The 16,773-nt window shown below is 63.0% G+C and carries 20 protein-coding genes; 8 read left to right on the forward strand and 12 right to left on the reverse strand.

Features of this window, described 5'->3' with window-relative positions:
- Positions 1-129: 129 nt before the first annotated feature.
- Together O7A60_RS19895 and O7A60_RS19900 are read right to left on the reverse strand one after the other, a co-directional pair.
- Positions 130-480: a VOC family protein gene (locus tag O7A60_RS19895; protein WP_337107681.1), complete on the reverse strand. Its 351-nt coding sequence runs from the start codon at positions 478-480 to the stop codon at positions 130-132.
- A 13-nt stretch (positions 481-493) separates the two neighbouring features.
- Complete coding sequence (locus tag O7A60_RS19900; RefSeq protein WP_337107683.1) at positions 494-877, reverse strand: RidA family protein; 384 nt, start codon at positions 875-877, stop codon at positions 494-496.
- Positions 878-1,129: 252 nt separating this feature from the next.
- Between O7A60_RS19900 and O7A60_RS19905 the strand changes: the two genes are divergently transcribed.
- Positions 1,130-3,817 (forward strand): tetratricopeptide repeat protein, encoded by a 2,688-nt coding sequence (locus tag O7A60_RS19905; protein ID WP_337107684.1) that lies wholly within the window; start codon positions 1,130-1,132, stop codon positions 3,815-3,817.
- 167 nt (positions 3,818-3,984) lie between these two features.
- On the opposite strand, the gene O7A60_RS19910 is transcribed toward O7A60_RS19905, so the two are convergent.
- The 3 genes from O7A60_RS19910 to leuD all read right to left on the reverse strand — a co-directional run bounded on the left by O7A60_RS19910 (position 3,985) and on the right by leuD (position 6,823).
- Entirely contained in the window at positions 3,985-4,989 is a 1,005-nt protein-coding gene (locus O7A60_RS19910) for a L,D-transpeptidase family protein (RefSeq protein ID WP_337107685.1), read from the reverse strand.
- 256 nt (positions 4,990-5,245) lie between these two features.
- The gene (locus O7A60_RS19915) at positions 5,246-6,163 is read right to left on the reverse strand and encodes a hypothetical protein (protein ID WP_140510533.1); all 918 of its coding nucleotides are present in this window, start codon (positions 6,161-6,163) and stop codon (positions 5,246-5,248) included.
- A gap of 54 nt (positions 6,164-6,217) precedes the next feature.
- Complete coding sequence (leuD, locus tag O7A60_RS19920; RefSeq protein ID WP_027145969.1) at positions 6,218-6,823, reverse strand: 3-isopropylmalate dehydratase small subunit; 606 nt, start codon at positions 6,821-6,823, stop codon at positions 6,218-6,220.
- Positions 6,824-6,978: 155 nt separating this feature from the next.
- Between leuD and O7A60_RS19925 the strand changes: the two genes are divergently transcribed.
- From O7A60_RS19925 to O7A60_RS19945, 5 genes are all read left to right on the forward strand, one after another.
- Positions 6,979-7,434 carry a GNAT family N-acetyltransferase gene (locus tag O7A60_RS19925; RefSeq protein WP_337107686.1) on the forward strand — a complete coding sequence of 152 codons (456 nt, stop codon included), beginning with the start codon at positions 6,979-6,981 and terminating at the stop codon, positions 7,432-7,434.
- Positions 7,435-7,509: 75 nt separating this feature from the next.
- On the forward strand, positions 7,510-7,827 hold the full coding sequence (locus tag O7A60_RS19930; protein WP_337107687.1) for an ArsR/SmtB family transcription factor: 318 nt from the start codon (positions 7,510-7,512) through the stop codon (positions 7,825-7,827).
- The gene (locus O7A60_RS19935) at positions 7,827-8,273 is read left to right on the forward strand and encodes an SRPBCC family protein (RefSeq protein ID WP_337107688.1); all 447 of its coding nucleotides are present in this window, start codon (positions 7,827-7,829) and stop codon (positions 8,271-8,273) included. The genes O7A60_RS19930 and O7A60_RS19935 overlap by 1 nt, the downstream gene beginning before the upstream one ends.
- Positions 8,274-8,313: 40 nt before the next feature.
- Positions 8,314-8,805: an SRPBCC family protein gene (locus tag O7A60_RS19940; RefSeq protein ID WP_337107689.1), complete on the forward strand. Its 492-nt coding sequence runs from the start codon at positions 8,314-8,316 to the stop codon at positions 8,803-8,805.
- 70 nt (positions 8,806-8,875) lie between these two features.
- A complete protein-coding gene (locus O7A60_RS19945; RefSeq protein WP_337107690.1) occupies positions 8,876-9,601 on the forward strand; it encodes a DUF72 domain-containing protein in 726 nt (241 codons plus the stop codon).
- Between the two features lie 53 nt (positions 9,602-9,654).
- Here the strand turns inward: O7A60_RS19945 and O7A60_RS19950 are convergent, their stop codons facing one another.
- Genes O7A60_RS19950 through O7A60_RS19965 form a run of 4 tightly spaced genes read right to left on the reverse strand, consistent with a single transcriptional unit; the run spans position 9,655 to position 13,419 of the window.
- On the reverse strand, positions 9,655-10,821 hold the full coding sequence (locus O7A60_RS19950; RefSeq protein ID WP_337107691.1) for an NAD(P)/FAD-dependent oxidoreductase: 1,167 nt from the start codon (positions 10,819-10,821) through the stop codon (positions 9,655-9,657).
- Between the two features lie 25 nt (positions 10,822-10,846).
- Positions 10,847-12,442, reverse strand: a complete 1,596-nt coding sequence (locus tag O7A60_RS19955) for an ATP-binding protein (RefSeq protein WP_337107692.1) — start codon at positions 12,440-12,442, stop codon at positions 10,847-10,849.
- Positions 12,433-13,125, reverse strand: coding sequence for a response regulator transcription factor (locus O7A60_RS19960; RefSeq protein ID WP_027145962.1), 693 nt, complete (start codon positions 13,123-13,125; stop codon positions 12,433-12,435). The genes O7A60_RS19955 and O7A60_RS19960 overlap by 10 nt, the downstream gene beginning before the upstream one ends.
- A 3-nt stretch (positions 13,126-13,128) precedes the next feature.
- Entirely contained in the window at positions 13,129-13,419 is a 291-nt protein-coding gene (locus O7A60_RS19965) for a DUF4153 domain-containing protein (protein WP_337107693.1), read from the reverse strand.
- A 340-nt stretch (positions 13,420-13,759) separates the two neighbouring features.
- On the opposite strand from O7A60_RS19965, the gene O7A60_RS19970 reads away from it, so the two are divergent.
- The gene (locus tag O7A60_RS19970; protein ID WP_337107694.1) at positions 13,760-14,650 is read left to right on the forward strand and encodes an HpcH/HpaI aldolase/citrate lyase family protein; all 891 of its coding nucleotides are present in this window, start codon (positions 13,760-13,762) and stop codon (positions 14,648-14,650) included.
- Between the two features lie 37 nt (positions 14,651-14,687).
- The gene (locus O7A60_RS19975) at positions 14,688-14,894 is read left to right on the forward strand and encodes a DUF1737 domain-containing protein (protein WP_027145959.1); all 207 of its coding nucleotides are present in this window, start codon (positions 14,688-14,690) and stop codon (positions 14,892-14,894) included.
- 19 nt (positions 14,895-14,913) lie between these two features.
- Here O7A60_RS19975 and O7A60_RS19980 read toward each other — a convergent pair whose 3' ends face one another.
- The 3 genes from O7A60_RS19980 to O7A60_RS19990 all read right to left on the reverse strand — a co-directional run bounded on the left by O7A60_RS19980 (position 14,914) and on the right by O7A60_RS19990 (position 16,197).
- Positions 14,914-15,195 carry a helix-turn-helix domain-containing protein gene (locus O7A60_RS19980; protein ID WP_337107695.1) on the reverse strand — a complete coding sequence of 94 codons (282 nt, stop codon included), beginning with the start codon at positions 15,193-15,195 and terminating at the stop codon, positions 14,914-14,916.
- A 13-nt stretch (positions 15,196-15,208) separates the two neighbouring features.
- Positions 15,209-15,529 (reverse strand): type II toxin-antitoxin system RelE/ParE family toxin, encoded by a 321-nt coding sequence (locus O7A60_RS19985; protein WP_337107696.1) that lies wholly within the window; start codon positions 15,527-15,529, stop codon positions 15,209-15,211.
- 245 nt (positions 15,530-15,774) lie between these two features.
- Positions 15,775-16,197, reverse strand: coding sequence for a metallopeptidase family protein (locus O7A60_RS19990; RefSeq protein WP_127280999.1), 423 nt, complete (start codon positions 16,195-16,197; stop codon positions 15,775-15,777).
- Positions 16,198-16,773: the final 576 nt, after the last annotated feature.

Here is a 16,773-nt window from a genome sequence, read left to right on the forward strand (position 1 = left end):
CCAAGCGGTTGCAGCGCAAGCCGTAAGGACGCAGCGGTGCTGAACAGTGGCCAAGCAGCGATCCTTCGCGCCCCCCTCTGGCCTGCCGACATGTCACGAATCCAAGCCATAGCCCCACGGAACATGCCCTCACCGATGCGAGAGAATGTTGACCAGCCGGCCAAGGGGATCTCGCACATAGAAGCGCCGCACGCCCCAGGGTTCGTCGGCCGGTCCGTATTCGATGGCGAAACCGGCGGCCTCCATGGCCTCGAGCGCCGCATCGACGTCATCGACCTCGATCGACAGGTCCGGCACCGGCGTACCGGACCCCCCTTGCGCCATGAAACTGACCTGCACCTGCATCGTTTCCCCGGAACCGTAGGTTACGATCCAGCCCTGATCCATCAGGATGTCGAGGCCAAGCACGTCATGGTAGAAACGGTTCGCCGCCGTCGCGTTCGGTGTCTCGATATTGGCCACGATGCGCCTGACCTTCATGGCGTAGGTCTCCTCAGGCCGTACGCCGCAGCGCCGTCACCTCGATCTCGATCTTCATTTCCGGCTTGTTGAGCTGGCACACGATCATGGTCGCCGCCGGCCTGATGTCGCCGAACGTCTCGCCGAGGATCGGGAAGACCACGTCCACGAAAGCCTGGTCGGTGACGTAGTAATGCGCCCGCACCACATCGGCCATGTCAAAGCCGCCATCCTGCAAAGCCTTGCCGATCGTCGCCAGGCAGTTGCGCGTCTGCGCCTCGACCGTCTCCGGCATCGTCATGGTCGCATAGTCATAGCCGGTGGTGCCGGAGACGAAACACCAGTCGCCCTGCACCACCGCACGCGAATAGCCGGCGGTCTTTTCGAACGGAGAGCCGGTGGAGATGAGCTTGCGCATGAGGAGCCTCACATGGTTGCAGTTACTCTGTGGGGAAAGCGCGATCCCGCCAAGGGCCAAGACGAATGGATCGACGGTGCAGAATTTCTGATGTCGACGGCCAGTTCCTTCCCGCCGCGTCCCCGGACTCCATGATGCGAGGAGATCGGCGGCGGCCGCAGCTATTGCAATTTCTGCTTGCATTTAGGAACAAAAACAGAACTATAGTAACCGCAAGAGCCGTCTCAGCAACTCCGGGGGGAGCATTAGACCATGTCACGCCGAACGAGCGCGCTGGGGCGCGCTGCTGTTGCAGGGTTGTTGCACGGCTGGCTATCGCTGGCGGGGATGGTCGCCCTCGTCGGTCTCGGCGCGCCAGCATCGGCGGCCAGCGTAGACCAGGCAACCTGTTTCAGCCACGACAAAGTCGACGCCGACCGGCAGATCGCTGCCTGCACCCGCGCGATCGCGCCGGGTGACGCCAGCCTCTATGTCAATCGCGCCAGGGCATTCAGCAAGAAAGGCGAGCACGACCGCGCCATCATTGATTGCGACGAAGCTATCGACATCGACCCGGCCAACGCAAAGGCTTATGGCGTCCGCGGCATTGCCTGGCAGGACAAGGGCGACCATACCCGCGCCATCGCCGCGTTCGATGAGGCGATCCGGCTGGACCCGGCAAATTCCACTTTCTACTTTAACCGCGCCAAAAGCTGGGGCTTGAAGAAAGATTACGGCCGCGCTCTTGCCGATCTGAATGAAGTGATCCGCCTCGACCCGACCGACGCCCAAGCTTACCGGGTACGCGGCATGACCATGGCCCGGATCGGCAATGCGAAGGAAGCATTTGCCGATCTCGACAAAGCCATCTCTTTGAAGCCGGCCGATCCAAGGTCCTACTTTATTCGGGCATTGGTCTGGAAGGCGAGCGATCCCGACAAGGCAATCGCTGATCTGGACAAGGCTATTGCGCTCGACCCGGCCAATCCCGATTACCGCAAGGAAAGACTGAGCGTCCAAGCCACGGCGCCCAACCCAGTATCCAGCCCGACTTATGACGCAGACGGGGCCGCGGAAGAGCCTGCCGCGCCGCCGGTATACGAGCCGTTTCAGCTCTATCCCAAGAAGGAGGATCATTCCGAGCGCGTTGCCTGGACTCTGAAGCGGGGATTGGAGCAGCAGGTGCTGGGCGATGTTGCCGGCGCGATCGACAGCTTCAGCTTTGCGATTGAGCTCGATCCCTACAGTGCCGAAGCCTTTCACGACCGGTCGCTCGCCGAGGCGTCGCAGGGAAATTACGCCGTTGCCGCCAAAGATTGCCTGCGCGCCGTCGAACTGGACCTCAGGCGCGCAGGCTCCTGCAATGAGCAGGCGTCCGGCGAACCGGACGAGTCGGCAACCAGGAACAAAACGGACCCAGCCGCCGCAGAAATCCTGGTCGAACGCGCCGAAGCGCGGCTGGCGGATTATAGCGCCGGTGGTGCGCTTCTCGATCTCGCCAAGGCGATCAGCCTCGACCCAAACAACGCCAGGGCCTACCTCGTACGCAGCCGCGCGAGAGCCCTGAACGGCGACAAGGCCGGCGCCGTGGCGGATTGCCGGCGCGCCATCGAACTCGATCCGCAGCGGGCTGAGGCATGCGACGAGCAGGTCGCGAGCGACGGCGTCAAGCTCACGTCGCCGCCGGACGAATCGCATCCAAGGCCCGATGCAGACGCTCCGAAGCCTACCGTTCCGGACATGACGGCCGCGGAAGGTAAAGCGCTGTGGAAAGGCGATGGCGGATCGGACGCGGTCGGCCCCGTCCCCAAGAACCTCAAGGCGATCATCGATCGGGGCGATGCTTTTTACGACAAAGGCAAATACGATCGCGCCATCGCCGAATACAGCAAGGCAATTGCGCTCGATCCGACAAAAGCCCGGGCCTATGTCGGCCGCGGTATATCCCTTGTCCAGAAGGGCATGTACGACGCAGCCATCGACGACTTCGGCAAGGCCGTCGGACTCTATCCCAACTATTTAGACGCTTATCTGGGCCGCGCCGTCGCATGGACCAACAAGAACGAACTGGATCGCGCCATCGCCGACTACAGCCGCGTAGTCGAACTCAAGCCGCGGTATGCGCCGGTGTATTTTGCGCGGGGCAGCGTCTGGTTCACCAAGGGCGACTACGAGCCGGCTGTTGCCGATTTCGACCACGCGCTGAAGCTCAATCCTAAGATGGCCGCCGCTCGCAAGGGTCGCAAGTTGGCCATCCTAGCAAGAGACGAAGCGAACGCATCGAAGATGCCAGGCAAAGCCGCTGGCCCGGCTGGCGAGGAAGCGACGAGGCCGAGTTGGACTTCGCTGGCCGCGCAGACGTTCAACAAGGGTCGGGCACTGCAGGAAAAAGACGACTATGACGATGCCATCGCCCTTTACGGCAAGGCGATTGCATTCTTTCCGGCATTCCATGACGCCTATCTGGCCCGGGCCTTGGCCTGGGAGGCAAAGGGCGATTACGCCCGTGCCGTCGCCGATTACAGCCAAGCGATCGCGCTCAATCCGAATTTTCCCGATACCTATTACGACCGCGGCCAAAACCGTGGTTTTCAGGGAGATTACCAGGGGGCGCTTGCGGATTACGAGATGGCCATCAGCCTCAATCCCAAGGACGCGAGGGTCTATGCCGATCGAGGCCTCATATGGATGGGCAATCATAAGGATGACGCGGCGATACGCGATTTCGAAATGGCGCTCAGCCTCGATCGCAAGAACCATTTTGCCTATCTTGGCCGAGGCGTGATCCGCACCAGCAGGGCGGACTATGATGGAGCCATTGACGATTTGAGCCAAGCGATAGCGCTCAAGCCTGATTTCGCCACAGCCTACAAAGCTCGAAGCCAGGCTTGGCAAGCCAAGGGCAATCGCAAGCGCGCCGAGGCCGACCGCAAGAAGGCGCTGAGCCTCGGAGCGAACTAAAGCTTGTCCGGTTGGGATTGCGAGCAGTTCCGGCCGGCCCATGGCAGGCTCCGAGCGGTAAGCGCCGCTGTGGATTTCGACGGTGAAGATCTCGTGCGCCGGCTACCGTGAGGTGCTCTCCGTGCGGCTCCGAGTACCGGCTCAGGGATCTGCATCGCCGCCATGCGTCAGCCCGGTTGGTCGTTGGCCGATTCAGCCGTTTCTCCGGTGAAGACAACCCTTGTGCCTTTGTGCACCTCAAGGGCCAGGTCTTCGGCATCCCAATTGGTCAGTCTGATGCAACCATGCGAAAAAGTCTTCCCGATCTTGCCTGGTTCGGGCGTGCCGTGAATCCCGTAACTTTCAATGGACAGGTCGATCCAGACCGATCCGACAGGATTGTTAGGCCCGGCGGCGATGGTGAAGGGCCTTTTGGTTTTGACCCCCTTGAAGGCGAAGTTGGGATCATAGTGATAGGTGGGATTGTGGACCGCGCGTGTGACTTGTGCCTCGCCGCTCGGCGCCGGCTTCTCTTCGCTTCCAATCGAGGCGGGGTAGACCGAAACCACTTTGCCGGAATTGTCGAGAACGCGAACTTGGCGCGCGGCCTTGTCGACTTCGACGTTGGCAACGGCTGAGGGCGGATCGCCTCGGGCGATAGCCGGCACCAGCAGCTTTGCGCCCGCCCTCCTGAAGCTGATGCCCGGGTTGAGCCTTCGCAGCAATTGTTCGCTGATGTGGAAGTGCTCCGCGATCCGTTCCAGCGAACTGCGATAGCCGAGCCTGCGCAGGCGAGCCATTCTTTCCATACTGGCCGGAATGCGCTTGGTAAACGGTCCACGGACATCCTTGCGCGTCAGCTCGTAATTCACAAGAACCGGGCCTGGTGAGGTTGCGACCAGCTTGTCCCAGGTCTCCCGGTTGAGCTTGCCATCGGCGGGCAGCGCGTTGGCCCCCTGAAATGCCCGCACCGCCTTGGTGAAGTTCTCCGCCTGGCGGCCATCAATCAGGCCAGGCGAGAACCGCGCGCGGTCCAAAAGGATCTGTGCCTTCAGCACGGTCGCATCGACGCCCTTCGTTGCGGCTTCGCCGAATTGAGCATTGTTGATGGCGGCTGCGTCCAGCTTTGCCGCCTCCGTGGCGCCAGATGCGAAGGCCAACAAAACAAACGCCAGAAGAACGAGCCTGACCATCAATTTACTCCAGGCACTGCCGCGAAGCTGCTTCTATGACGCCGCGCGGCCGATCTGGTTCCATTTGCCCCACGAATATCGCCGTTGACGCGGGTTGGGCGAAGACCATCCTCGATCTCCGCGCCGGCGATCGGCGGCACTCAAAGGAAGAACGGCGTATAAACCGCAGTCCTGCGCGCGTCGGCAACAATGGACGGTTGTCGCGCGTAAGCCGGAGGAAATTCGCCTCGCCCTGTTTTCGCCGGAAATGCTTTAGCTAATTCGCCGACCCCAGCGCCTTGTCCAGCGCCTCCTTCACGTCGGCCGGCCATGTCGCCACCGCCGGCCAGGCGTTCGGCTGGCCATTGTCGCCGCGGCGGGCGAAATAGAGCTGATGCTTGGCCGGGTCGACCGCCATGAAGCCGTCATTGCCGCCGCAATCATGCGGCACGCAGCCGCTGGCGTAGAAGGCGCCGGACGCGGTCTTTTCCGTGCCGCCGCCGACCAGCAGGCTGGTCGCCATGTCGGGCATGTCCTTGCCGAGCAGTTTTTCGGCTTCCTTGTAGACGGCCTCATTGTGGAAGGCGTCGATGATGTTCTGGTACTTTTCCGGATCAATGTCTTTCCAGTCGGTGCCGGGTTCCGGCATGTAGGTGAGATTGCCCGAAATCGTCAGCCCATCCGTCGGCGACCACTGCAGCGCCGGCTTCTGGTCCCCCGGCAGGAGATACGGCACGAAATAAATGGCGTTGTCGGACACTGCGGAGGGCGGCGCGCCGCACTCGTCCTGCTCGACCGTGGTGCCCTGGATCTCGCCGCCTTCTGGCTTCCAGACGATCACCGTCGCCGGGCCGCATTGATTGCCGCCATCGCCGACATTGAACAGCGCCACCTTGATGCCGCCGACCTCCACGATCTTGTCGAAGAAGACATCGTAGTTGCTGGCCAGTTGCTTGCCGTCATAGGCCAGCACCTTTTCGCCGTCCTGCTCCGGCTGCGTGATGGTCAGCTGACCGCCCTCGAACGGGATCGGCGCCTGCTTGTCATCCTCGGCCAGCGCCACGTTTCCCGTGCTTGACGCGCCCTGGTCGGCGGCGCCGGACGCATCGTCAGTGCCGGTCTGTGCATGCGCGCCCGCGATCGTCAGAAACATCACCGCCGAAGCGCAAACGCCGGCCAGAAGCAAACGTGTCATGACTGTCCCTCCCTCGGTCGCCGCTCGGCCCGAAAGGACCGGTCTATTCGCCGCTCAGGCCCAGGGGCGCAGTTCGGCGTTCTTCTTCTCGAACGAGGCGATGGCGCCGGCCTTTTCCATGGTCAGGCCGATATCGTCGAGCCCGTTGAGCAGGCAGTGCCGCTTGAAATCGTCGAGGTCGAATGTGACCACGCCGCCGTCCGGACCACGGATTTCCTTGGCTTCGAGATCGACCGACAGAGTGGCGTTGGAGCCGCGCGAGGCGTCGTCCATCAGCTTCTCCAGGTCCTCGGGGCTGACGGTGATCGGCAGCACGCCGTTCTTGAAGCAGTTGTTGTAGAAGATGTCGGCGAACGAGGTCGAGATGACGCAGCGTATGCCGAAATCGAGCAGCGCCCATGGCGCGTGTTCCCGGCTCGAGCCGCAGCCGAAATTGTCGCCGGCGACCAGGATCTGCGCCTTGCGGTAGGCCGGCTTGTTGAGCACGAAATCCGGATTTTCCGAACCGTCGTCATTGTAGCGCATCTCGGCGAACAGGCCGGTGCCAAGCCCGGTGCGCTTGATCGTCTTGAGATAATCCTTCGGGATGATCATGTCGGTGTCGACATTGACGATCGGCATGGGAGCGGCGACGCCGGTGAGCTTGGTGAATTTTTCCATGGCTTTGGCCCGTGTTTTTCGTTGCGGGGGATTTGCTGGGGCCCGGTTTACACAAAGCCGCGCGCAAATAAAAGGCAACTGTTTGTGGGTGCCGGCAAGAGGGTGCCGCATAAAAACGGCTTCGAAATCGCCGCCCGATGGTGCAGTCTGGTCCCATGGCAGAAAACGCCCACGTCCTCTACGCGCGCGAACCGACGCTCGGCATTCCCGAATTCCGCCGCGTGCTGGTGGAATCCGGTCTCGGCGAAGTCAGGCCCGTCGATGACGAGGCAAGACTGAAGGCGATGCTGGAAGGCGCCAACCTGATCGTGACCGCCCGTCTCGAGATGGCCCCTCTCGACATGGCCCCTCTCGATATGGAAGCCAAGCCGCTGGTTGGCGTTGCCCGCTGCCTGACCGACTTTTCCTGGGTCTGCTACATCTCCGATCTCGCCGTCTCGGCCAAGGCGCAAGGCCTGGGCATCGGCAAGGGGCTGATGGACGAGGTTGTCCGGCAGCTCGGACCGTCGGTCGCCATCAGCCTGATCTCGATGCCCGACGCTGTCGGCTTCTACGAACGCATCGGCATGAAACGTATGCCCGACGCCTTCTGGATCTCCCGCAAGCGCTGATTTCTTCTCCCGCCTACGGCCAACAACGGGCATCTTGCCGCTTGACATGCAACCATTTGGTTGCATATTAAAGCCATGAGCATGGATGCAGCCTTTCGCGCCCTGGCGGACCCGACACGCCGGCAATTGCTGGACAGCCTCCATGCCAGGAATGGGCAGACGCTGAATGCGCTGTGCGCTGAGATGGCCATGACCCGCCAGGCGGTGACCAAGCACCTGGCGATCCTGGAGGAAGCAAACCTCGTCACCACCATCCGCCGGGGCCGGGAGAAGGAGCACTACCTCAATTCGGTTCCGATCAATGAGATCGCCGAACGCTGGATCGGCAAATTCGAGCGGGGGCGACTGACAGCCCTCAGCGAGCTGAAGAAACGCCTCGAAAGGGAAGACTGATGAGCAACAGCTTCGTTTATGTGACTTATATCCGAACCACGCCCGAAAAGCTCTGGGAAGCGTTGACCGACCCGGAGTTCAACCGGCAGTTTTTCCTCTGCTCCTATCAGGAGAGCGAGTGGAAAGTGGGCTCCAGTTGGAAGCTGATCTTCCCGGACGGGCGAGTCGCCGACAGCGGCGAGATCCTCGAGATCGACCCGCCGCGACGCCTGGTCATAAAATGGCGCAATGAATGGATGCCCGAGATCAGGGAAGACGGCTATACGCGCTGCACCTTCACCATCGAACAGGAAGGCGAGTTGATGAAGCTTGCCGTCACCCATGAAGCGGACGGGCCGCACAGGCTGATCGGCAACGTTGCCATGGGCTGGCCGCTGGTGCTGGCCAGCCTCAAGAGCCTGCTCGAGACCGGCAAGGGGTTCGAGCGCCCGCCATCGAAAGGGTGAAGGCTCGTTTCGCTAGCGAAACAAATCCGTGGAGACATCCATGATGCACGCTCTCAGGGTACGGAGCATGACCAATGGCGAGACCGTCATGGCGTCCGCCGAGATGGAAGCGCTACCGGAACGCACCTTCGAGGCGCTGGTCGGCAAGGAGGTAGAGCAATGGTGGGGGTCAGCCGAGACCTACCGAATGGTCGACTGGTCGGCCGACCCGCGCGTCGGCGGCCGTTGGACCGTTATTGTCCGCACGGCTGACGGCATGGACCTGCCGGCCAGCGGCGAGTTCCTCGAAATCGAAGCGCCGCGCCGGATCGTGCAGACGCGGACCTATGAGTGGGACCATCCTACGCTTGGCCGGCGGCAAACCACGGCCGCCTGGCTGCTGGAGCCGGTCGCCAATGGCACGCGCGTCACCATCTGCCATGGCGGCTTTGCCGGGCTGCATGAGGCGGCGGCCGAACATGCAGAGGGGTGGGCGCGGGTGCTGGCCTGGCTTCAAGCGCACGTCGAGGCTGGAAGGCGGGTTGCAGCGTGAGCGGCGGGTCGCTGCTTTGCATACCCTTTGTCCGCCTTGACCCGGATCTCGTCCGGTCCACATCCAATGCATGGCAAAACAGGTATGTTTCATAGGCACGGCCGGCTGGGGCATTCCGACACGATACCAGCAAGATTTTCCGCAACCCGGATCGCATCTCGAACGCTACGGCCGGCATTTTCCGATCGTCGAGATCGACACGTCCTTCTACAAGCCGCATCGCCGCGAGACCTACGAGCGCTGGGCGCGCGCCGTGCCGGAGCACTTTCGCTTCGCCGTCAAGCTGCCGAAGGCGATCACCCATGAGCGCCGTCTCGTCGACTGCGACGAGCTTTTGGAAAGCTTTCTCCAGCAGGTCGAAGGTCTCGGCGCAAAGCTGAGCGTGCTTCTGGTGCAGCTGCCGCCGAGCCTGCCCTTCGAGCCGGTAGTCGCGCGCCGTTTCTTCGACAGCAGGCGAACAAAGGCCAGGCTGGTCTGCGAGCCGCGGCATCCCGGCTGGTTCGAACCGGACGCTGAAGCGCTTCTGGCCGATCGCCGGATTGCGCGTGTCGCCGCCGACCCCGCTCCGGTGCCATCTGCCGCGGTGCCGGGCGGCTGGCCTGGCCTCGCCTACTTCCGCTGGCACGGCGCGCCGCGCGTCTATTACTCCGATTACGACGCCGAAAATCTCGCCCGATTTAGCCGACAATTGGAGGCAGCGGCCGCTGCGGGTGCCGAGGTCTGGGGCATCTTCGACAACACGGCCGGAGGCAATGCGCTTGGCGATGCACTTAAAGTTGATGCGATGATGGCGTAGACGCTTCTTCCTTCTCCCCTTGTGGGAGAAGGGAGAGGCATGCCCGCCCCGCCTCAAATCACGTTCAATTCCCGGAACGCCCTTCCCTCGGCAACCCGGCTATACCCAAACGCCGAGCAGTCGATCGTCCGGTAGCCGCCATGTACGATCAATTCGGCCAGCGCCTTGCCGACCGCCGGCGCCTGCTGCAGGCCGTGGCCGGAGAATCCGTTGGCGAAGAGGAAATTCGTCACCTCGGGATGCGGGCCGATCACCGCGTTCTGGTCGAGCGTGTTGTAGTCATAATGCCCGGCCCAGGCGCGCGTCGGCTTGATGGCCTCGAAGGCCGGGATGCGGGTCGCCAGCACCGGCCAGATCACCTCCTCGAACAGCGGCCAGTCGACCTCGAAATCCCCGGCATTGGCCGGGCCGTCGCCCTCTTCCGGCTCGGCGCCGCCGGTGAGGTAGACGGATCCCTCCGGCCTGACATAGATGCCGGAGGGATCGACCAGCAGCGGCATGTCGGCATATTTCTCGCGCGCCTCGAAGACGAAGACATTGCGCTTGCGTGGCTCGACCGGCAGCGCCAGCCCTGCAAGGGAGGCGACCTTGCCGGCGTTCGGCCCTGCGGCATTGATGACGATGCCGGCCTCCAGCCGATCGCCATTGTCGAGGCTGACGCCGGTGACGCGGTCGCCCTGCCGCTCGATGCCGGAGACCGAAGCGCTGATGAAGTCGATCTTCTTCTCCCGCAACGCCTTGCGGAACAGCATCAGCATCGCATGGGCGTCGAACCAGCCTTCGCCGCTTCGGCCATAGGCGCCGGCGGTGATGCCTTCGGTCGACAGCCAGGGGAAGCGGCGCGTCAGCTGGTCGGCGTCCTCGAGCAGGATGTCTGCGCCCTCGGCGACCTGCGCCGCGTGATTGGCCTTCAGGATCGGCAGCCCGGCCTCGCCGGCAAGTATGAGATAGCCGCCCTCGCGAAAACCGATATCGGCGTCCGCGCCGAATTCTTCCTTCAGCCGCCGGAACAGTTTCAGCGTGAATTGCGACAGGCGGATATTTTCCGGAATGGAGAATTGCTGGCGGATCGACGCCATGGACAGCGTCGTCGCCGCATGGGCGAATTGTGGGTCGCGTTCGATCAGCGCGATCGAGCCGGAAAACCCTTCCTCACGCAGATAGTAAGCGACCGAGGACCCGACGATGGCTCCGCCGATGATGACGATGTCGTAGCGCACTTTTTTCTCCGATCCGCCGTCCGTCTTACGCGACCGGCAAAGTGATCTCGAAGCGCGTGCCGCGCTCGGTGTCAACCAGCCGGATCGTACCATCATGCGCTTTCAGGAGGGCCAGCACGATGCCCAGCCCCATGCCGGTGCCGCCGGTAGAGCGGCGCGTGGTGAAGAACGGCTCGAAGATGCGCGCTTGGTTGCTTGGCGAAATGCCGGCGCCGTCGTCGCTGACCAGCAGCGTCGCCTTGCCGCCGGCGCTTGCGGCGGTGATCGAAACTTGCGTCGCGCCGTGCCGGGCCGAATTGTCGATGAGATTGCCAAATACGATTGCTCCGTTCTCGGCCGAGATGCGCAAGGCCAGATCGCCGCCGGCCTCGACGCGAACCGCGAGCCTGGTGTCGACGGGAAGCAGCGCCAGCGCCGCACCGACGGAGGTGCTTTCGCCGCTGGGTGCAAGGTTTTCGGCGCGCGCCAGGTCGAGCAGCCGCCGCACCAGCAAATTGAGCCGCCCGGCATCGGTGACGATATTGTTGGAGAAGCGCCGCCGCTCGTCATCATCCATCGCCGAGCCGGAATCGCGCAGCAGTTCGGCAGCGCCCTGGATCGCCGTCAGCGGCGATTTGAGCTCATGCGAGACATGGGTGGCGAAGGTCTGGATCGAGTCCGAGCGCGCCTGCAGTTTTTCGGCCATGTCGAGGAAGGCGGCGGACAATTCGGCCATTTCGCGCGTTCCATGATGGTCGAGCGGCCGGATCGCGCCGCGCTCGCCCGCGGCAATGCGCTGGGTGCGGTCGATCAGCGCATAGATCGGCCGGCTGACGGTGCGCAGGAAGACGAGGCCGATGAGCAGCGTGCCGCCGAGGATGGCGATCGCCGCCGCTGTCACCTTGCCGCGTTCGCCATAGAGATGTTTTATGATGTTGTTGGGCGTCCGCGAGACATAGACCACGCCGGCGACCTTGCCGTCGACGGCAACCGGCAGCGCGACGAAGACGCGCACCCTGGTGCCGCGGCTGACCGAATAGAGCGGCGGCGGCGGCTGGTTGGGGATACGCAGCCTGAGCGCGCTGGCATAGTGCCCGGCGAGCGCCTCACGCACCTCCTCGACCTCGGCAAGCGACTGCCCGATCTCGTCGCGCCCGGCAATGACGACACCTGTGGGATCAAGCAGCCGGAAGCCGGCCAGCGTGGTTTTCTGCGTCGCGTCGAGAATGCCGGTCAGCCGCGCGCCGATCGCGGCGAAGGCTGGATCGGCTGTGGCAGGCGTTCCCGCCGGCCGGGTCGCAAGCACGTAATCCGAGGCGAGATCGAGCTGCGGCTCGATCGGCCGATAAGGCGAATCGGCGCCTCGGTTCGCGGTGCCATTGGCCTCAGGCATCGGCACACCGAGCTTGTCTCCGGAAATGCCGGCGTCGCGCACCTCCTGCGCATAGATGGCGGCGATGGCCGCACCCTGCGCGATCAGCTCCGCCTCGGTCTGGCGGATCAACTGGTTTTCGTAGAGGCGGAAGAAGAACAGGCCGACCAGCGGCAAGGCCATGACCAGGATCAGGATGGCGACGACGACCGTGGCGAGGCGCGGCCGCCATTTGCGGCCGCTCCACTTGCTTGAGGTCGTCAGCCGCATCGGCCGAGCCGGAAGCCGACGCCGTGCACTGTCTCGATGGCATCCAGGCATCCGACCGCCGCCAGCTTGGCACGGATGTTGCGGATATGGCTGTCGACGGTGCGGTCGGCGACATGGATCTTGCCGGCATAGGCACTGGCCATCACCGCGTCGCGATCGAGCACGTGGGTGGGCCGCGCCAGAAATCCTTTCAGGATCGAGAATTCTATTCCGGTCAGGGTAAGCGGCCGGCCGTCGAAGCCGGCGCTATGGCTGGCCGGCACTAGCGTGAGCTTGCCATGGGTAAACTGCCTGTCGTCAACCGGTTCGGGCCCTGCCGGGCGGGCGCGCCGCAGGATGACGTTGACGCGGGCGACCAGTTCGCGCGGGCTGAACGGCTTTGTCACATAATCGTCGCCGCCCATTTCGAGCCCGAGGATGCGGTCGATCTCTTCGTCGCGCGCGGACAGGAACAGCACCGGCACGTCTGATCGCTGGCGCAGCCGCCGGCAGACCTCCAGCCCGTCCATCTCCGGCATGCCGATGTCGAGCACGACAAGGTCGGGCGTGTGCCGTTCGATCGCCTGCAGGGCGGCGGCGCCATCGGACACGGCAGCCGTCTTCATGCCGGCCTTTTCCAGCGCGAAACAGATCACTTCGCGGATATGCGGGTCATCGTCGGCGACAAGAATGTGATGCGGCATCGGTCAGCGGTCCGGCAAGGAAGGTTGCGAAGGCTGAGGAAGCACGAGCGACCCCTTGCTGTCGAGATATCGAAGCAGGCGCCAGTCACGAAAGTTCCAGCTCCGCCTGTTTTCCAGCGCGGGAAACGCGCCTGGACCGGGCGAGCGCAGATACCAGGCGTCGAGGGGAATGACCTGGCCGGTCATTTCGAGGGAATGGTCGACATTGTAATTGGCGATCAGCACGGCGACGTTGATGAAACAGCAGGCATAAGCGCTAGGGATAACGTCGGAAGATTGGCGGACCGCGGCCATGGATTTTCCGAGCGCGATGCGGGCGGACAAAGGGGATGACAATTGCGGCGGGCTTGGCGCGTGGCGGGTCGACCAGCCACCAGCCTTCGCTGCGCAGCCGATAGGGCAGACGGGGTTTTGCTCGCTTGTGCATGCCGTCTGTCTCGCAGGCTGGCAGGGAAGCGATGCGGCGGATCGGAGGAGGTTTTCCGCAGGCGAGTGCAGTTTTCGTGCAGGGCCCCCTTCCGCAACTGCCGCAGAGGACGGACAGGCAAGGGGCAGCGCGAGCTTTCGCGGTTGGCTCGTGTCAGGTACCGGGCGGACGCTTGCCTCGACCAACCACACGCGGCATAGATCGGACATGGAACCCTACCGCCCGCGCCGCTCCGTGCTCTATGTCCCGGCCTCCAACGAGAAGGCGCTGGCCAAGATCGCGCAGCTTGCCTGCGACGCTGTCATCATCGATCTGGAGGACGCCGTTGCCCCCGCCGACAAGATCGCCGCGCGCGAAAAACTGGCCGGCATTTTGGCTAACCGTCCTGATGCCGACCACAATGGCCGGCGCTGCGAAATGGTGGTGCGCGTCAATGCGCTGTCCAGCGAATGGGGCGCTGACGATCTTGCGGCCGTCGCCAAGGCGGAGCCGGACGGCATCCTGCTGCCCAAGGTCGACACGCCGCGCGACGTGCTTGAGGTCGGCGATGTGCTGGACGACAATTTTGCTCCCGACAGCGTGAAACTATGGGCGATGATCGAGACGCCCAAGGCCATGCTCAACATCGGCGCCATCGCCGAACTCGGCCGTGATCCCGCCTCGCGGCTGGATTGTTTCATTGCCGGAACGAATGACCTGATCAAGGATACCGGCGTGCTGGCGACGCCGGACCGCGCCTATCTCCTGCCATGGCTGATGCAAATGCTGCTGGCGGCGCGCGCCGGCGGCCTCGACATGCTCGACGGGGTGTTCAACGATTTTCGCGATCCGGACGCGTTTGCGCGCGAGTGCGCTCAGGCCGCCGCCATGGGCTTTGACGGCAAGACGCTGATCCATCCATCGCAGATCGAGGCCGCCAACCGTGCCTTCGCGCCGTCGGCGCAGGCGCTGGCCGAGGCGCGCGCGGTGAAGGATGCCTTCGCGCTGGCGCAAAACAGCGGCAAGGGCGTCATCGCGCTGAATGGCAGGATGGTCGAGCGGCTGCACCTGGCGCAGGCCGAAAAACTGCTGGCGAAGGCCGCCGCCATCGGCGCATGATATTCGTCGACTTGGGATACATGACAGGAATTGGACGATGAAACTCTACCGCTTTCTCACCGCCCCGGACGACGCCAGCTTCTGCCATAAGGTGACGGCGGCGCTGAACAAGGGCTGGCATCTGTTCGGCTCGCCGACCTACGCCTATGACAAGAAAGCCAAGACCATGCGCTGCGGCCAGGCCGTGGTGAAGGATGTCGACGGCCAGGAATACGGGCCGGATACCAAGCTCAGCGACTGGTAGGTGGAAGGCAAAGAGAGCATCAGGCGGCCTCGACAATATCAAGACGCACGGTAAGTCCGGCCAGCGCGGCAAGATTGATCAACGTATCCAGACTGAAATTCGTGATCCTGCCCCGCAGGAGGTCGTTAAGGCGTGGCTGGGTAATCCCGAGCCGGTTGGCTGCTTCGGCCTGGGTAACGTCCCAGCTCCGCACCCGCTGTTCGATCGCGATCAGCAAGTTGGAGCGCATAGTCATGTTGGCGGATTCGGCCGAAGTGCCTTCCAGTGCGTCCCACACGTTTTCAAAACTCTGACGTTCCATCGTCGGATCTCCACTAGATTTGCTTGAACCACGATGCGGCAAGATCCAAGTCTCGTTTCGCCGTCTGTTGCGCCTTCTTCTGGAAGGCGTGCAGCACATAGACGGCATCGCCTATGCTCGCAACGTAAAGCACCCGGAACGCGCCGGCGTCGTCGCGGACGCGGATTTCCCGCACACCCGGGCCGACCGTCGTCATCGGCTTCCAGTCTCTTGGTTCAAGTCCGAGTTGCACCTTATGCAGCTGGACGCCTGTTTCCCTGCGCGCCGCCTCTGGAAAATCTCGGAGCTGGGCAAGAGAATCTCCGAGAAACTCTAAGCGCTTCGTCACTGGCATTGGCAGACTTATATCAAAACTTGTATAATTGCGCAAGACAGTGACCCGCCAGCGACCGATTGATGACTATAGCGGCGGCTCACCGACCCATGCTGCGACTAGGCCATGGTCGAGGATATCGACGTTCAGGAATACGGGCCTGACACCCAACTCAGCGAGTGAGTAGGGAAAGGCCCTCCCTCCCTTCGTCCTGCTAGGGGAGCAAAGCGAGGCGGCGCAGACCCCTAGGGTGACGAAGGTACAGCCTACTCAGCAGCCTCTTCGATCTTCTCCATATCATCGTCGGACAGGCCGAAATGGTGGCCGATCTCGTGGATCAGCACGTGGGTGACGATGTCGCCCAGCGATTCCTCGTTTTCGGCCCAGTAGTCCAGCATGGCGCGGCGATAGAGCGTGATGCGGTTCGGGCCTTCGCCGGTTTGCGGGTTCCAGCGTTCAGCGATGCCGCGCCCCTCGAACAGGCCGAGCAGGTCGAACGGCGTCTCCAGCGACAAATCGTCCATGATCTCGTCGGTCGGGAATTCGGCGATCTGGATGACGATCTCGCCGGTCAGCTTGCGAAAATCCTCCGGCAGATGGGCGTAGGCCTCCAGGGCCAGGAACTCCAGTTCCTCCATCGAGGGCGCAAGTTCGCCATGCCAGGTGCGGGTCTTGTAGATGCGGGCCATGCTTTGTCCTTTGATCCCGGCATATAGGCTTTCGTGCTGGTCCAGGCAAATGGCGCGGCAATTTCTGCCGGCGCTTTTGCCGCTGCCGGGGAATCGCGTCCGGCCATGTATCAGGAGAACTCATGCCGGACCTTCCACCATCGCGCAGCGCCGGCCAGGGCGTCTCATTTGGTGGCCGCGTTAGTCTCGCGGCTAGGAAGCCTCGATGACGAATACGTTGGCGATTGGCGAGGAAACGCCCATCACTTCGTCATTCTGGGGCGGAGCAAGGAGCGCAGCGACGCGGCGCAGACCCCGGAATCCATGCCGTGACTTCTGGGCGCTGCCACGGTGCAGAACTTGCTCCGCTGCACTTCACGGCCAAGGTCGCGGCATGGATCCCAGGGTCTCCGCGACGCCGCTGCGCGGCTGCTTCGCCCAGGGATGACGACCTCATGGTGACGTGCGGACATGTGAATGTCGGACTCATGTGCGATACGTGCAGGAATAAATTCCTCATGACTCTGCTTGACTCTTCGGATCGGCTCTGGAATCCTAGAGAACATAACAGGAACAATCGTGAGTGGAAGCTGACCG

The organism is Mesorhizobium salmacidum (SeqCode), from assembly GCF_037179605.1.
Taxonomy (GTDB): Bacteria; Pseudomonadota; Alphaproteobacteria; order Rhizobiales; family Rhizobiaceae; genus Mesorhizobium; species Mesorhizobium salmacidum.

What these genes read in the sequence shown, in the direction of transcription:
- O7A60_RS19925 (WP_337107686.1), top strand. Translation starts at nt 6,979, where the DNA reads ATGGCAGAAAACGCCCACGTCCTCTACGCGCGCGAACCGACGCTCGGC.
- O7A60_RS19985 (WP_337107696.1), bottom strand. Translation starts at nt 15,529, where the DNA reads ATGCCAGTGACGAAGCGCTTAGAGTTTCTCGGAGATTCTCTTGCCCAG.
- O7A60_RS19955 (WP_337107692.1), bottom strand. Translation starts at nt 12,442, where the DNA reads ATGCGGCTGACGACCTCAAGCAAGTGGAGCGGCCGCAAATGGCGGCCG.
- O7A60_RS19970 (WP_337107694.1), top strand. Translation starts at nt 13,760, where the DNA reads ATGGAACCCTACCGCCCGCGCCGCTCCGTGCTCTATGTCCCGGCCTCC.
- O7A60_RS19945 (WP_337107690.1), top strand. Translation starts at nt 8,876, where the DNA reads ATGGCAAAACAGGTATGTTTCATAGGCACGGCCGGCTGGGGCATTCCG.
- O7A60_RS19980 (WP_337107695.1), bottom strand. Translation starts at nt 15,195, where the DNA reads ATGGAACGTCAGAGTTTTGAAAACGTGTGGGACGCACTGGAAGGCACT.
- O7A60_RS19930 (WP_337107687.1), top strand. Translation starts at nt 7,510, where the DNA reads ATGAGCATGGATGCAGCCTTTCGCGCCCTGGCGGACCCGACACGCCGG.
- O7A60_RS19900 (WP_337107683.1), bottom strand. Translation starts at nt 877, where the DNA reads ATGCGCAAGCTCATCTCCACCGGCTCTCCGTTCGAAAAGACCGCCGGC.
- O7A60_RS19905 (WP_337107684.1), top strand. Translation starts at nt 1,130, where the DNA reads ATGTCACGCCGAACGAGCGCGCTGGGGCGCGCTGCTGTTGCAGGGTTG.
- O7A60_RS19975 (WP_027145959.1), top strand. Translation starts at nt 14,688, where the DNA reads ATGAAACTCTACCGCTTTCTCACCGCCCCGGACGACGCCAGCTTCTGC.
- O7A60_RS19960 (WP_027145962.1), bottom strand. Translation starts at nt 13,125, where the DNA reads ATGCCGCATCACATTCTTGTCGCCGACGATGACCCGCATATCCGCGAA.
- O7A60_RS19935 (WP_337107688.1), top strand. Translation starts at nt 7,827, where the DNA reads ATGAGCAACAGCTTCGTTTATGTGACTTATATCCGAACCACGCCCGAA.
- O7A60_RS19990 (WP_127280999.1), bottom strand. Translation starts at nt 16,197, where the DNA reads ATGGCCCGCATCTACAAGACCCGCACCTGGCATGGCGAACTTGCGCCC.
- leuD (WP_027145969.1), bottom strand. Translation starts at nt 6,823, where the DNA reads ATGGAAAAATTCACCAAGCTCACCGGCGTCGCCGCTCCCATGCCGATC.
- O7A60_RS19910 (WP_337107685.1), bottom strand. Translation starts at nt 4,989, where the DNA reads ATGGTCAGGCTCGTTCTTCTGGCGTTTGTTTTGTTGGCCTTCGCATCT.
- O7A60_RS19965 (WP_337107693.1), bottom strand. Translation starts at nt 13,419, where the DNA reads ATGGCCGCGGTCCGCCAATCTTCCGACGTTATCCCTAGCGCTTATGCC.
- O7A60_RS19940 (WP_337107689.1), top strand. Translation starts at nt 8,314, where the DNA reads ATGATGCACGCTCTCAGGGTACGGAGCATGACCAATGGCGAGACCGTC.
- O7A60_RS19915 (WP_140510533.1), bottom strand. Translation starts at nt 6,163, where the DNA reads ATGACACGTTTGCTTCTGGCCGGCGTTTGCGCTTCGGCGGTGATGTTT.
- O7A60_RS19895 (WP_337107681.1), bottom strand. Translation starts at nt 480, where the DNA reads ATGAAGGTCAGGCGCATCGTGGCCAATATCGAGACACCGAACGCGACG.